The following is a 14937-nucleotide window of genomic DNA, read 5'->3' as shown; positions in this document are numbered from 1 at the left end:
CTTTCTTTTTTGTTAGTTTTCATCCCGCAGACAGCACTCTCTTTGGGCATTTTCCCGGATCATGTCCAGAACTTCCAGGAAGCATTCCAGTTTTTCCTGGGGAATGTCAGACTTCAATACTTTCTGGATCCGGTCAAAATTCTCCATAATTTCCATCTGAAATTCCATTCCCTTTTCTGTAAGCACCAGACGCTTCAGTCTGGCATCTCTTGGAATAGGTTCTCTGGTAATAAGCCCTTTCTTCTCCATTGCCTGAAGGATTCCTGAAGCAGTAGAACGCGCCATCTGAAATTCTGCTTCCAGGTCTTTCTGGAAAACAGCCTCTTCTGAATGCCGGTACAGATAACCAATGATCCACCCCTGCATGCGGTTAATTCCGGCTTTTTCATCCACCTTGGACTGATACGAATTCACCAGACGCCCAATTACCTGATTGAGAGTACGAACCTCATACCCTATTTGCCGTTCCGCCCTGCAGCACTCATCAGGACCAGTTTTCTTCTTTTTCTCCATCTTTCCCTTCTTTCATATACTTCCATACAAAATAGTTCATGTGCGAACTGTTCGGGTTCGAACTGTTCGGGTTCGAACTAATTATAAGGGGCATGTTTCTGAATGTCAATCCTGTTTTTTCAATATCCGCTTTGCTATTTGCTCGCGGAGCGTTTTTTGTGTAATAGGAAATTACTCCGTAATATTTCTATTACACAAAAAAATACCAGAAGCAAAATTCCCATTGCTCCTGGCATTCCTTTTTATTTCGAATAAAAGCTCCACTCCCTTTCATCCACAGGCAGGTCTTCCATCTGATAATTCTCAATCCGGATGAAACTTCCCATCTCGATTTCCTGAATCATACGCTCAATTCCGGAAAGCTCTCCCTGGACTTCCATTTCCACTCTGCCATCCCACAGATTGTCCACCCAGCCGGTAAGATCATTGGCTCTCGCCGCATTTTTGGCACGGTAACGAAATCCAACGCCCTGCACCTGCCCGGAAAAATATATGTGTTTTCTCACTATCGCCATCTTTTGTCACTCCTTATGTACCTTATGATATACGTCAATACCGGCAGATGCAAGAATTTTTATTATTTTCCCTCAAAAATCTGAGCAATCGGGGAATCCGATGACAAAATAACGGTCTTGTTTTCTCCTTGCATAGAAGCTTTCAGTGCTTCAAGACTTCTTACGAAGGAATAAAATTCACTTCTCTCATCTTCCCCATAAGCCTGGGAAAGAATTTTCATATATTCCTGTTCCCCTTCTGCCTTCAAAATCTCAGCCTGCTTCTTCGCATCTGAAATCTGAATGGTCACTTCCTTATCCGTCTTGTTCTGGATTACTTTTGCTTCTGAATCGCCTTCTGCTTTATATGTAGCAGCAATATTATCACGCTCTGAGATCATTCTCTCATACACAGCAGCCTTATTATCGTCCGGCAGATCCAGCTGCTTTGTTTCAAATTTAATCAGCTCTATTCCATATTGTTCCATATTATCTCCAATGGCTTCCATCACCATATCCGATAATTCTCCGTCACGGCTTGTGATCACTCTGTCCTGGGAAAGACTGCTGATCACATTTTTTGTGGCATTATATACGGCCGTATTAATTCGGCTCTCGCTGTTTTCCAAAGAAGAGTTCAGAGTCTGTGCAAATTTAAGGGGATCTGTGATTCTCCACAAAACATAGCTGTCACTGATCATGGTTTTCTTGTCCTTGGTAATCACATCAGATGCTTCCAAATCATATAACAACGTTTCCTTTGGTAAAGACTGTGTTCTTTCTATCAATGGAATTTTAAAGCTGATTCCCGGTTCGCAGATCACTCTGTCAACTTTACCAAACTGACGGATCAGCTTGTATTCATTTTGTTGGGTTATAGTTATGGAAGAACCGATTATTACTGCTCCGAGAATGCCTGCTATAAGTGCCGCTTTTTTCATTTTCATAATTTTTTATCCTTTCTATCAGATACTTATCTTAACTTCACTTAGTTTCTTCACTTGTATCTTCTTCTGTTTTCCAGTCTCCGGAAAAAGAATCCAGCGGCAATATCTTTTCCACGCCACTTCCGTTGTCGATCACAATCTTCATACCAGGCAGCACATCTTCCATGGTTTCATAGAACATTCGCATTTTTGTGGTCTCCGGATTCTTCACATATTCCTCATACATTGCATTAAATCTTGCCACCTCAGCTTCTGCCTCATTGATCCTCACCTGTTTTTGTGCCTCCGCATCCTGAATAATCTGGTCTGCCTGGGCCTGCGCTTCGGGAAGCTTTTCGTTCCTGTATTTATTGGCATTGTTAAGCGCCGTTTCCTTTCCCTGTTTCGCAGTTTCCACCTCTTTAAATGCTTTCATCACTTCTTCAGTAGGCGGCTCGGAATCTTGTATTGTTATGTTAACCAACTGAATTCCAAGATCCTGTTCCTCCATCTGATTCAAAATCATCTCTTTGATCTTGCTCTGGATTTCTCCTTTTCCGGTGGTCAGAACCTCATCCACGTTATAGCTTGCTATCACAGTTCGGATACAGCTTTGCGCAATATTTTTTAAAATCTCTTCCGGCTGCTCAGATGTGTAAAGATATTTTACAGGTTCTGAAATTCGATATTCTACAAAGAAATCCACATCAATAAAATTATAATCCGAAGTGATCATGATTCCTTCATTTTCCACCACCTCATTGTTCCCCATACTGTATCCGATTGGAAATCCCTGGATCGTGGTGTTTACCTTCTGCACCTGCTGTACAAAAGGGACTTTGAAATGTAATCCCGTTTCAGTTACTGCCTTTGGCACTCCAAAGGTTGTGAGTACTGCCTGTTCCTGCTCCTGAATCTGGTAAGTTGCATCCAGAGCCAATCCCCCTGCCGCTATAAGCCCGGCAGCACCGATTGCCAGATATTTCATTTTTCCATTTCGCTTACTCATTTTTCTCCTCCATCTCTTTTACCAACAATAGTTTTCAAAAAGGGAGAATAAAAAAAGACTTTTATCCCAGGCACTGTCATAATGCCTGAAATAAAAGTCTCGCTGATTATCTCATAATGCGGGTAGTTTCATCTACCGTTCTGACGCATTTATGCACCATTCAGAAAAAACGGAATTCCATTTATCTCTTCATGGCCGCTACTCCCTTTTCTTTGAGCGGTATCATATCATAAGTATTCATGAAAATCAAGATGTTTTTTATATTTTTTCACTTATCTTAGCTTCCACGCCCATAAATCCCCATTCCCGCCGTGATTGGCAGGTGTTTGACTCTTTCTACTATGGTTATGCCGATTTTTCAAAAAACAGGACAACTTTTCAGAGAATATGGATTTCTTTACATTAGCATGATACAATTAAGAAAGTAAAAAAACGGCACAGCATAGATCATCCGGCTTGCTGATTGGGATACAGTGAAAACAAACAAATTTGCAAACAGAGCAATAGCCAATAGCCTATCTTCTAAACTGTGAGAACGAAAAATTGCCCAAGGAAATAATGGTGGCATTTGAATAACGAGGGAGTGAGATACATGGAACAATTATTGATTATTGAAGATGATATAGGGTTGAATCAGGGTTTAAGTAAAGCACTGAAAGCAGATGACCGTCAGATTATATCCTGCCAAGACCTAAAAACGGCGAAGGAACAGCTGCTTTGCGGCGGTGTATCCCTGATCCTGCTGGATATCAATCTGCCGGATGGCAGTGGGCTTGAGCTGCTCCGGGAGATCAAGGAAAACACGCCCGGGATTCCTGTTATTCTGCTGACTGCCAATGACACCGATCTGGATATCGTAGACGGACTGGAGAGAGGCGCTGATGATTATATTACCAAGCCCTTTTCTCTTTCGGTTTTGCGGGCAAGGGTGAATACCCAACTGCGAAAGCAAGCGTCAAACCATAAAAATGCGCCGTTCCATATGGATCTATTTCACTTTGACTTTGAGGCTATGACCTTTTATGTGGCAGATTCAAAAGTGGAATTGAGCAAAACCGAACAAAAATTACTGCGTCTGCTTGTTGAAAACCGAGGCCGAACCATGACCCGTGGAGACCTTGTAGACCGGATCTGGACAGATGGCGCAGAATATGTGGATGAAAATGCTTTGTCTGTTACGATCAAGCGTCTGAGGGATAAGCTTGGTGCACAGAAATATATTAAAACCGTCTATGGAATCGGTTATAGCTGGGTGACAAAAGATGAATAAAACCGGCATTGTGATCATACTGCTGTGTTTTCTGGCGGCGGCAGCTGTTGTGTTATGGGAGCGGAGAAAGGCCAGAAAAACGATGGAAGAAATCGAAAGGATGCTAGACGCTGCCATGACCGGCTCCTTTTCTGAAACCAATTTTGATGAAAGCCAGCTGTCTGCATTGGAAACGAAGTTTGCGCACTATCTTTCCGCAGCAGAAGCATCTTCTCAAAATATAGCGCAGGAAAAAGACAAAATCAAAACCTTGATTGCAGACATTTCCCACCAGACGAAAACGCCGATTGCAAACCTGCTGTTATACAGCGAGCTTCTGAAGGAGGAAACTCTGCCTGCATCGGCGAAGGCAAATGTGGAGGCGCTGTACAAACAATCGGAAAAGCTGCGATTTCTGATCGATTCTCTCGTAAAGCTTTCCAGACTGGAAAACGGGATCATTTCACTCTCCCCTCAGCAAGCAGCGCTGCAGCCGCTGCTTGAAAGCGTAGTAGAACAATATACTGCCAAGGCTTCTGAAAAAGGATTGTCTTTGCGACTGCAAGATACCGATGCTTTTGCTGTATTCGACTTCAAATGGACAGCGGAAGCGCTGGCTAATATCGTAGACAACGCCATCAAATATACAGAGCATGGCACCATTACTATTTCTGCCGTAAGCTATGAAATGTTTGCAAGGATCGATATATCGGATACCGGTTCAGGCATCCCGGAAAGTGAGCAAGCGAAGATATTTGCTCGCTTTTACCGCTCAAATAGTGTGCAGAAACAAGAAGGTGTGGGCATCGGCTTATACCTTGCCCGACAGATCATATCCGGCGAGGGCGGTTATATCAAGGTTGCTTCCGTTCCGGGAAAAGGAAGTACGTTTTCCATATTTCTGCCGAAATAACAACAATTCTATCAAAACTGTTAGATTTCATTTTCCGCCGGAAAGAATGTGGAAAGATTCCTATGCGATAATCTGTATGTATCAAAGGATCATTTCCTTTCATACATACAGATTTTTTCATGGAGGTACTCATTTATGGAAGTTTTACAGGCAAAAAACCTGAAAAAGATTTATGGCTCCGGCAATAACGCAGTTCATGCGTTGGATGGAGTTGATTTAAGTGTAAAGAAGGGCGAATTTGTTGCAATCGTCGGCACATCCGGCTCCGGCAAATCCACGCTGCTGCACATGCTGGGCGGGCTGGATCGCCCTACAAGTGGCACGGTCATGGTGGACGGACAGGATATTTTCTCCCTGAAGGAGGAAGCGCTGACCATCTTCCGTCGCAGGAAAATCGGCTTTGTGTTCCAAGCATATAATCTTGTTCCGGTGCTGAATGTGTATGAAAATATTGTTCTACCCATTGAGCTGGACGGTGGCAAGGTCAATAAGGATTTCGTACAGCAGATTGTACAGACACTTGGGCTGGATGATCGTCTGGATGCGCTGCCCAATCAGCTCTCAGGCGGTCAACAGCAGCGGGTAGCCATTGCCCGTGCGCTGGCGGCAGCACCCGCTATCATTCTGGCAGATGAACCCACCGGCAATCTGGATTCCAAAACCAGCCAGGATGTATTGAGCCTTTTGAAAGTCACCAGTCAAAAGTTCGCCCAGACAATCGTAATGATCACTCACAACGAAGAAATTGCGCAGATGGCAGACCGCATTATCCGTATCGAAGATGGTCGGATCGTCTCCCAGAACTAACGGGAGGTGGCTACGATGAATGTCAAAAACAGAAAATGTATTCGAAAGCTCAGCTTAAAATCTCTTTATGCGAACCGTCGCCGCAATCTGATTGCTATTTTTGCCATTGCGCTGACAACGCTGCTATTTACGTCCATGTTCACCATTGTCTTGTCACTGAACGCCAGCTATGAAACCTACCAGTTTCGGCAGGTAGGCGGCTATGCACACGGCACCTTTAAGGATGTTTCCCCCGAGCAGGCGGAACGCATCGCTGCCCACCCAAAGGTGAAGGCTGCGGGGATACGGAAGGTAATCGGTATCACTGCGGAGGGGGTCTTTGCCAAAGTACCGGCAGAGATCAGCTACATGGATGCCAACTGCACTAAATGGAGCTATGCAACCCCTACTACCGGACGGATGCCCGAAAGCGGCAAAGAGGTAGCCATGGATACGGCAGCGTTGCAGCTGCTTGGCGTAACGCCGGAGCTGGGCGCCGAGGTCACGGTTTCCTATTCCATTACGGACAAGGATCAAACCGCCTTTACTGTAACAGATACCTTTACGCTGGTAGGCTATTGGGACTATGATGAACTAATGCCTGTTCATTACATCAACATCAGCCGTGATTACGCAGATGACATCGAAGCGCAGGCAGTAAAAACAGGTTTACAGCCTTTCCGCACCGATTTGAATGTCATGCTGGCCTCCGGCACAAACATTCAAGGGCAGATGGAGCAGGTGGATACCGATCTTGGCTACACATGGGACAGCTATACCGATCCCAACAGCGTCCGGATCGGCGTCAACTGGGGATATACCTCATCCCAGCTGGAGTCGAAGCTTGATCCGGAACTTGTGATCGCCATAGCAGCTTTTTTGCTGCTGGTGATTTTCACTGGGTATCTTATCATCTATAACATTTTTCAGATCTCTGTTGCAGGGGATATCCGGTTTTACGGACTTCTGAAAACCATTGGCACAACGCCCCGGCAGCTCAAACGCATCATTCGCCAGCAGGCACTTCTGCTTTGTCTGATCGGCATTCCGGCGGGGCTGCTGCTGGGCTACGGCATCGGCGCTGTTTTGGTGCCTGTTGTCTTGCACTCCATCCAGTTGGATACAGGCATCACCACCATCAGCACTTCGCCTGTGATCTTCCTTGGGTCCATGCTGTTTGCCTTGTTGACGGTGCTTTTGTCCTGTTCTAAGCCCGGAAAAATGGCAGCCAAGGTCTCTCCGGTGGAGGCTACCAAATATACGGATGTGATGCAGACCAAGAAAAAACGGCGCAGCATCCGGGGAGCAAAGCTCCATCAGATGGCCTTTGCCAATCTGGGACGAAACAAGAAAAAGACGGTGCTGGTGGTGGTGTCTCTGGCACTGTCGGTGACACTGTTCAATGCGCTGTGTGCCTTTGTGGGCGGCTTCAGCATGGAGAAGTATGTATCCGCCATGACCTGCGCCGATTTTATCGTCAGCACGCCCGACTATTTCCGTTACAACCCGGCAGATGAATTCATCACGCCAGAACAAATCGAAGAGATCGCAGCAAACACAAAGGCCAGTCTTTCCGGCACGGGATATGCTGTGCGAAAACCCGCCTACCTGTGGATGACGGAGAATGCTCTGCGGCAGGACTATGCAAAGTACGAAAGCGCCGAGCAGTTGGACAGCCATATGAGCCGTCTGGAGCACCGGGGCAATATGGTGATGGGAGATACCAGAATCGAGGCTCTGGATAACAGTCTGTTTGACAAGCTGCAAGTATTCGACGGAGATATTTCTCCCATGTTGGAGCCGGACAATAACGCCATTGCCATTGCGGTTTCCTTAGATGACTACGGTAATCTGCCCAATCTTGAATACTACCCCAAGGTGGGAGACACGATCACCGTTACCTATGCGGACGATGTGAAATATATCGACAGCCGCACCGGGGAACTCACCGAAGATACACCGGAGGAGTACTTTCAGGCAAAATTGTATGGAGCCAGAGATGTAGAGTACACGGTCTGCGCCTTGGTAGAACTTCCGAATTCCATGAGTTATCGTTATAGTGGTATTGGATATGACGTAGTTTTGTCTGTGGACACCGCACAGAGGGACAGCGGTGGTGCAGCCATTCCGATGCTCTACCTGTTCGACACAGCGGACGAAGTTGACGAGGCCGAAGCAGAGCAATATCTATCGAAGCTCACTGCCGGTGAGTTTTCGCCCTTGATGTATGAAAGCAAGGCCACGGCTCGCTCTGAATTTGCTCAGTTCCGGCAGATGTTCCTTCTGATAGGTGGTATTCTCTGTGCTATCATCGGGCTGGTGGGACTCTTAAATTTCTTCAACGCCATGATGACCGGTATTCTTTCCCGCCGCCGTGAATTTGCTGTGCTTCAGGCTGTAGGAATGACAAACCGGCAGCTCAAAACCATGCTGATCTACGAGGGGTTGTTTTACGCAATGTCTTCTGTAGCGGCGGCCTTTATTCTGTCGCTGGCGGTGGGACCTCTTGCGAGAAAAATGCTGGGCAGTATGTTCTGGTTCTTTGAGTATCGATTCACCATTCTGCCTGTCCTGCTTACAATTCCGTTATTTCTTCTGCTGGGGTGGCTGATTCCTTGCATGATGTATGACAACGCAGCGAAATGCAGTGTTGTAGAGCAATTAAGGGATACTCAATAACTGTTAAGCAAAAAACGGCCCTCTGCCAATGAAAAGGCAGAGGGCTGAAAATCTACGGGTTTATATTCCGTCACAGTTTTTAAATAGGTTTCGGGGTTTCGTTCAAAACAAGACAACCGTCTCGTGTATTGCACTCCCGCAATCCTGGTATCTTATAAAAACTTCCACGCTTCCACATCAAAAACGCCTCTTGGTGTAATTCGGATCTGCGGAATAACCGGCAAAGCCATAAAGGACAGCGTAATAAACGGATCATGACCGTCTTTCACACCCATTTCATGAGCTTTATGGATCATTCGCCCAAGAGTCTCATTGTCTTTCTCAAAACCATTATCACTCATCAGTCCCATTACCGGAAGGGCAAGAGTGTCAAATACTTTATGATTCTCTACGATCGTATAGCCTCCCTGAGTACGCATCAGTTCCCGCACAGCAAGCTCCATGTCCTCATCATTATCTCCGATCACAATAATATTATGGGAATCATGGGATACACTGGACGCAATTGCTCCACCACGGATACCAAAACCTCCGATCACGCCACAGCCGATTTTCCCCGTCATCTTATGACGTTCTACAACTGCAATCTTCTGATAATCGTCATCGGACTGGAATTTGCAGGGACCATCCCCTGCTTTCAGAGTTCCCTTTCTGGTAGTAATCTGTCCTTCTTCTGCCAGAATCACCGGAAAGATTCCATCTGCAGACTCCAGCTGAAATGCCTCTCTGGAAAATTCAGCCACATGCACTGTATTTTTCAATTCAGGGGCACACGGCTTTATAACAATCTTTGCATTTTTATCTACCAATTGCCCTTTAAAGTACACATCTTCTATGGTCACACTGACAAGATCCGAAAGAACCAAAAGATCTGCCTGCCTGCCGGGTGCCACTGCCCCCTTGTCTTTCAGTCCATAACAATTAGCTGCATTGATAGTTGCCATCTTAATAGCGGACACTGGATTCATGCCAAGGCGGATAGCTTTTCGCACGTTATGGTCAATATGCCCTTCCCGCTGGATATCCTCAATATGCTTGTCATCTGTGCAAAAGCAGAATCCGTCACCATTCATGTGTCTCTGTACCAGACCGCCCACAAGTGCCTCAAGATTTCGGGCAGCACTGCCTTCCCTTACGAGAATGGTAAGGCCGTTCCGCCGTTCTCGCATTGCATAATCAAAGAAGCTGCACTCATGGTCCGTAGCAATCCCTGCCATGGCATATGCCTGAAGATCCCCCTCTTCCAGAAACGGAGCGTGGCCATCACGGATTCTGCCTTCAAACAGCTCCAGCTTGTCATGCATGCTTTTCTCGCCCTGTACCACAGAAATGCTGTCCATTACTTCTCCAAGTCCAAGAATCCGGCTGTTATGAAGATAAGGAGCCATATCTTCAGCAGTAAGAGTACATCCATTATCATCAATGGAAGTAGCCGGAACACAGGAAGGCATCATTACGTATACGTTGGCTTTTACATTCTCTGTCTGATCCAGAATATAATCAACTCCTGCCAGACCGGACACATTGGCTGATTCATGGGGATCCACAATAAAAGTGGTAGTTCCATGTCTGGAGGCAACCGTTACCAGTTCAGCCGGTGTAACCAGTGTAGATTCCAGGTGAAGATGGCTGTCAATAAATCCCGGACATACATATCTGCCAGCCAGATCACGTTCTTCTTTCCCATGGAAGCTTCCAATTCCTGCTATAATCCCATCCTGTATGGCAATGTCTCCGCGGATGATCTCTTCCGTAAAAACATTCACAATCCTCGCATCCTTCAATACCAGGTCTGCCTTTTCCAAACCTCTTGCAATTCTGGAATACTGCTGATATTTTTCCAAATTCATATATATCCTCCTTTCATTTGTCAAATAATATTTATTGTACGCAAAAATATTTTGATTATTATTTATGATAGTAACACTTGTACAGTGAAATTTCAATGTAAATTTCAAAACATCCAGAAAAGACAAAAAAACACCAGAGATGATTTTTACTTTTAAATCACCTCCGGTGTTTCCATCAATTCTGCAGCATTGTTTTCATTTCCGACAGGATAGCCTTATCTCCATAATTTTCCCGGATTTTCACTTGTCATAATTATTTATCGTCTCCTGTAAGACGCAGAATATCCCTGATCTCATCCACATTCATATCGAGAATAACCGCCAGCTCATCAATGGTAAAACGGTTCTCCCCGTCATCGTCCGTCAGATCCTTCACTGCCGATTCCAGTTTCTCCACCTTCGTTACCAGACAATCATCCTGGAATTTCTGCTGTGTCTGCTCCTCAATGGCAGCGATGATTCCCTTGCGAAGCTGAAGACGTAGCCAAGCATCATCTTTACGTTCTGTCTCCGGGTCGGAAAGAGCCGTAAGCAGCACCACATTCGCCTCCTGAATCAAATCTGCAAGTTGAATCTCTGTACAGTTCATATCTGCGGCCATATTTGCCGCTACCGGCAGATAAATGCTGGTAAGAGCTGCCTCTGCAATGGCATCCCCATCTGCCAGATTCTCAAACAGTGTGTGAAGCATCTCCGGACTTACTTCCTTACCGTTGCTTACCTCTGCCAGGTAATCCTTCAGATATGCTTCTTCCTCTGAAGTAAGCGGGGTGCTGGTTCCTTTTGACTCCGGTTCCGTCTCACCCACTTCCTCTGTCTCCACCGGGGCAGTGTCTCCCTCTATCATAATTCCCTGCAGTTTCAGATACTGCAGTACCTTTAACATCTGACTGGTCTCAAGATCAGTACTTGCAAAATGCTCCCGAATCTGCTCATGCGTCAGCATATTTCCATTCTGCTTTCCAAGCTCACAAATATTCCTTAATTTCTCCTGAAACTGAATAACGTCCATATTATTCCTCCATGCTTCTTCGTTGTGTAAACTATAACAAATCCGTCCTGTAAAATCAAGGCATTACTGTTCACTCCGTTCACAGTAACGCGCTTCGCGATGCACAGAAAGACGAACCTTCTTGTGACAAGCACAAGAAGTAGCGTTTGCTGTGCAAACTTAACTCTCGGGTTTTCTGTGAACTTTGTTCACAAAAAACACCTCACGGAACGTTATCAGCGAACAGCAGCAAGCAAGTTAAAAAAATGACCCGGATCTAATTTTCATCTCGAAAATCCGATCCAGATCATTCCTCATTTCCTGCGGATGACAGGACTTGAACCTGCACGTCGTAAACACCAGAACCTAAATCTGGCGCGTCTGCCAATTCCGCCACATCCGCATATATATTATTTAAAAAACCGGAATGCCTCTGTTTATAAGGCTTCCGGTTCTCATTCGCAAGTGAAGCATCGGGGATTCGAACCCCGGACAACTTGATTAAAAGTCAAGTGCTCTACCAACTGAGCTAATGCTCCATATAGGACTGGGCTAGCTGGATTCGAACCAGCGAATGCAGCAGTCAAAGTGCTGTGCCTTACCGCTTGGCGATAGCCCAAAGGCAAAGGGTGGATACAGGGATTCGAACCCTGGGCCTCCAGAGCCACAATCTGGCGCGCTAACCAACTGCGCTATACCCACCACAGCGTGTCAGAAGGGATTCGAACCCCCGACCCACGGCTTAGAAGGCCGTTGCTCTATCCAGCTGAGCTACTGACACATATCTCTCTTCATCAGAGAAGCGGGTGATGGGAATCGAACCCACGTATCTAGCTTGGAAGGCTAGTGTTCTACCATTGAACTACACCCGCATTTACGCTGAAACGGTAATGTTGTTACAGCAGTCGGGGTGACAAGATTCGAACTTGCGGCCTCCTGGTCCCAAACCAGGCGCTCTAGCCAAACTGAGCCACACCCCGATGTCTTACAACATCATTTCTATGAAGTTGTCGTTCCTTGTGCTCTCAAGAATTTCTTTTCTCTCGCTCAAGGCAAGAGTTATTATATTATATGGTCTCCCATTTGTCAACACCTTTTTTATAAATTTTTATATTTTTTTCGAAAAAAGATGTAATTCCCGAAAACCCGCTAAAAATGCGGGTTTTCAGGCCCTCCACCACCTGCATTTTTCTCTTTTTCGACTATTTTCAAAAAAATATTTCAAAAAACATTTCATTTCCACAGTCAAACATACAGGTATTTTTCAGTTACAAATACCGAATTTCAATTTCCGGCTCTTCCCCTTTATACAGCTCCATCACCGCATAACTTGGTCTGCGGCCTTCCTGTCTCGGAAAAGAAAGGCTTCCCGGATTGATCACCAGTACACCATTTTTCTTCTCCACCACTGGCTTATGGGTATGTCCAAAGCAAACAATCTCACAGCCTCTGGCTGCCGCCTCTTCCGAAACCCCATAAAGATCCATGGACACACCATAATTGTGCCCATGAGTCACCATGATCTTATGTCCTTCCAGCAAAATCTCATCCTCTCTTGGAAGATCACTGAAAAAATCATTATTTCCTGCCACAATGGTACAGGAACATTCTGCCAGCGCTTCAATAAAAAATTCCCTGCCCTCCACGTCGCCGCAATGAATCAGATAGTCAAAGGGTTGCTCCAAAGCTACTGCCATCTCCAGTGACTCATCTCTCCCATGCGTATCACTGACAACCAGCACCTTCATCGTAATTCTTCCTTTATTGCCTGCAAAGCTTTTCCTCTGTGGCTGATTTTATTTTTTTCTTCCATAGACAGCTCTGCAGATGTACAGCCGTATTCCGGCAAGAAAAAGATAGGATCATATCCAAAGCCATTGGCTCCCTTTTCCTCATATCCTATACGGCCTTCCATGGTTCCGCGCACAGTTTCCACTCTTCCATCTGGAAAAGCTGCTGCAATAGCACAGACAAAACGGGCTGTACGCTGCTCATCCGGCACGCCATCCAGCCTCTGGATCAAATTTGCATTCTTAATATGATAGTCTGTATTCTCGCCCATATAACGCGCAGAATAAACTCCCGGCTCCTTATTCAGATAATCAATCTCAAGTCCAGAGTCATCGGCAAGCACAATTTCCCCATTACCGGTGAGCTTGCTGATGGCAGTCGCCTTAATCACTGCGTTTTCCTCGAAGGTTTTGCCATCTTCCACAATATCAGCCTGAATCCCGGCTTCTTTCATAGATACCACTTCTGCATCCAGATCTGCCAGGATTTTACGGATTTCTTTCATTTTATCTGCATTTCCTGTTGCAAAGATTATCTTCTTCATTTATCAGTGCCCTCTTTCTTTTCCTGTGCCGCACGTCTTGGAGGCTTTGGTCCCAGGAACTGGTAAAAATATGTTTTCAGCATTCCGTTATAGATTTTACGGTTCTTATCCGCCTTGCGCCCAATGTCATTTTCAGCTTTGTCATAAGAAGTGATCAGATACATAGACCACTTATCCAGCCCGCGGTAGCTCTCACCGATCTCGCGGTAAAGCTGCGGCAAAGCTGCTTTTTCTTCCAGACGCTCGCCATAAGGTGGATTCGTAATGATAAATCCGTAAGGCTTCGGGTGATGAAGCTCCTTCACAGGACGCTGCTGAAAATGGATCAGGCTTTCTACTCCTGCCATTTTCGCATTTGCCCTGGCTGCCTTCAGCGCCTCAGCATCAATATCATAGCCCTGAATATCTGTCTCGATTTTCAGATTCACTCTGTCCTGAGCCTCTTCTACAGCCTCATACCAGCATCTTCTCGGCACAACATGCTTCCAGTCCTCGGCAAGGAAAGAACGGTTCATACCCGGTGCAATATCTGCAGCCATCATAGCCGCCTCGATTGGAAAAGTACCACTTCCGCAAAAAGGATCTACAAGACTTCTGTCCTTTTTCCACGGAGTTAACATAATCAATGCGCTGGCAAGGGTTTCTGTAATAGGTGCCTTAACGGTCATCTGGCGATACCCTCTCTTATGAAGAGAAACACCGGAAGTATCGATTCCAATAGTTGCCACATCCTTCATAAACGCCACACGGATAGGAAAACTTGCCCCATCCTCCGGGAACCAGGACACGTTATATACGCCCTTCAGGCGCTCTACAATGGCTTTTTTCATAATAGACTGGATATCAGACGGGCTGAACAGCTTACTCTTCACTGAATTGGCTTTCGCAATCCAGAATTTGCCATCTGCAGGAATGTAACGTTCCCATGGCAAAGCTTTCGTTGCCTCGAAAAGCTCATCAAATGTCTCGGCTTTCACTTCCGCAACCTTCAGAAGAATACGCTCTGTGGTACGCAGAAAAACATTGGCATCTGCAATTCCCTGGGCATCTGCCAGAAAAGTAACCTTACCATCCTCCACCTTGCTGATCTCGTAGCCAAGATCTAGTATTTCTCTTTTCAAAACCGCTTCCAGACCAAAATGGCAGGGTGCGATCAGTTCAAATCTTTCTGTACTCATTCACTGTTTTTCCC

Annotated in this window: 13 protein-coding genes and 7 tRNA genes; 4 read left to right on the top strand and 16 right to left on the bottom strand. The window is 45.8% G+C overall.

Going from position 1 to position 14937, the window contains the following annotated elements; all coding sequences use genetic code 11:
* Positions 1 to 12: 12 nt before the first annotated feature.
* The 4 genes from I2D69_RS05190 to hflK form a co-directional block, all read right to left on the bottom strand.
* Positions 13 to 513: a MarR family winged helix-turn-helix transcriptional regulator gene (locus I2D69_RS05190; RefSeq protein WP_148461750.1), complete on the bottom strand. Its 501-nt coding sequence runs from the start codon at positions 511 to 513 to the stop codon at positions 13 to 15.
* Positions 514 to 755: 242 nt separating this feature from the next.
* Entirely contained in the window at positions 756 to 1028 is a 273-nt protein-coding gene (locus I2D69_RS05185) for an acylphosphatase (RefSeq protein ID WP_118579773.1), read from the bottom strand.
* Between the two features lie 62 nt (positions 1029 to 1090).
* Positions 1091 to 1954, bottom strand: a complete 864-nt coding sequence (locus tag I2D69_RS05180) for a protease modulator HflC (protein WP_118579775.1) — start codon at positions 1952 to 1954, stop codon at positions 1091 to 1093.
* A 37-nt stretch (positions 1955 to 1991) separates the two neighbouring features.
* Positions 1992 to 2942, bottom strand: coding sequence for an FtsH protease activity modulator HflK (hflK, locus tag I2D69_RS05175; protein WP_195379517.1), 951 nt, complete (start codon positions 2940 to 2942; stop codon positions 1992 to 1994).
* Positions 2943 to 3534: 592 nt separating this feature from the next.
* Between hflK and I2D69_RS05170 the strand changes: the two genes are divergently transcribed.
* The 4 genes from I2D69_RS05170 to I2D69_RS05155 all read left to right on the top strand — a co-directional run bounded on the left by I2D69_RS05170 (position 3535) and on the right by I2D69_RS05155 (position 8569).
* Positions 3535 to 4212, top strand: coding sequence for a response regulator transcription factor (locus I2D69_RS05170; RefSeq protein WP_195379516.1), 678 nt, complete (start codon positions 3535 to 3537; stop codon positions 4210 to 4212).
* The gene (locus tag I2D69_RS05165) at positions 4205 to 5104 is read left to right on the top strand and encodes a HAMP domain-containing sensor histidine kinase (RefSeq protein WP_195379515.1); all 900 of its coding nucleotides are present in this window, start codon (positions 4205 to 4207) and stop codon (positions 5102 to 5104) included. Before I2D69_RS05170 ends, I2D69_RS05165 begins: the two co-directional genes overlap by 8 nt.
* Before the next feature lie 135 nt (positions 5105 to 5239).
* Complete coding sequence (locus tag I2D69_RS05160; protein ID WP_006858253.1) at positions 5240 to 5911, top strand: ABC transporter ATP-binding protein; 672 nt, start codon at positions 5240 to 5242, stop codon at positions 5909 to 5911.
* Between the two features lie 15 nt (positions 5912 to 5926).
* The gene (locus I2D69_RS05155; protein ID WP_195379514.1) at positions 5927 to 8569 is read left to right on the top strand and encodes an ABC transporter permease; all 2643 of its coding nucleotides are present in this window, start codon (positions 5927 to 5929) and stop codon (positions 8567 to 8569) included.
* A 152-nt stretch (positions 8570 to 8721) separates the two neighbouring features.
* On the opposite strand, the gene ade is transcribed toward I2D69_RS05155, so the two are convergent.
* From ade to I2D69_RS05095, 12 genes are all read right to left on the bottom strand, one after another.
* Positions 8722 to 10419, bottom strand: coding sequence for an adenine deaminase (ade, locus tag I2D69_RS05150; RefSeq protein WP_195379513.1), 1698 nt, complete (start codon positions 10417 to 10419; stop codon positions 8722 to 8724).
* A gap of 253 nt (positions 10420 to 10672) precedes the next feature.
* A complete protein-coding gene (locus I2D69_RS05145) occupies positions 10673 to 11431 on the bottom strand; it encodes an RNA polymerase sigma factor region1.1 domain-containing protein (protein WP_195379512.1) in 759 nt (252 codons plus the stop codon).
* A gap of 301 nt (positions 11432 to 11732) precedes the next feature.
* Positions 11733 to 11813: transfer RNA gene (locus I2D69_RS05140), tRNA-Leu, on the bottom strand.
* Positions 11814 to 11876: 63 nt separating this feature from the next.
* Positions 11877 to 11949: transfer RNA gene (locus tag I2D69_RS05135), tRNA-Lys, on the bottom strand.
* Between the two features lie 8 nt (positions 11950 to 11957).
* A tRNA-Gln gene (locus I2D69_RS05130) sits at positions 11958 to 12029 on the bottom strand.
* 9 nt (positions 12030 to 12038) lie between these two features.
* A tRNA-His gene (locus I2D69_RS05125) sits at positions 12039 to 12112 on the bottom strand.
* A 5-nt stretch (positions 12113 to 12117) separates the two neighbouring features.
* Positions 12118 to 12191 (bottom strand) — tRNA-Arg (locus I2D69_RS05120).
* 20 nt (positions 12192 to 12211) lie between these two features.
* A tRNA-Gly gene (locus I2D69_RS05115) sits at positions 12212 to 12282 on the bottom strand.
* A gap of 33 nt (positions 12283 to 12315) precedes the next feature.
* A tRNA-Pro gene (locus I2D69_RS05110) sits at positions 12316 to 12390 on the bottom strand.
* A 288-nt stretch (positions 12391 to 12678) separates the two neighbouring features.
* Positions 12679 to 13158 (bottom strand): metallophosphoesterase, encoded by a 480-nt coding sequence (locus I2D69_RS05105; RefSeq protein WP_173771164.1) that lies wholly within the window; start codon positions 13156 to 13158, stop codon positions 12679 to 12681.
* Positions 13155 to 13745 carry an XTP/dITP diphosphatase gene (locus tag I2D69_RS05100; RefSeq protein WP_195379511.1) on the bottom strand — a complete coding sequence of 197 codons (591 nt, stop codon included), beginning with the start codon at positions 13743 to 13745 and terminating at the stop codon, positions 13155 to 13157. Before I2D69_RS05100 ends, I2D69_RS05105 begins: the two co-directional genes overlap by 4 nt.
* A complete protein-coding gene (locus tag I2D69_RS05095) occupies positions 13742 to 14923 on the bottom strand; it encodes a class I SAM-dependent RNA methyltransferase (RefSeq protein ID WP_173773091.1) in 1182 nt (393 codons plus the stop codon). Before I2D69_RS05095 ends, I2D69_RS05100 begins: the two co-directional genes overlap by 4 nt.
* Positions 14924 to 14937 lie beyond the last annotated feature (14 nt).

This window comes from Ruminococcus sp. D54t1_190329_F1, from assembly GCF_015551645.1.
Taxonomy (GTDB): Bacteria; Bacillota; Clostridia; order Lachnospirales; family Lachnospiraceae; genus Blautia_A; species Blautia_A faecis.
This window is presented reverse-complemented; position numbering and strand designations above follow the sequence as displayed.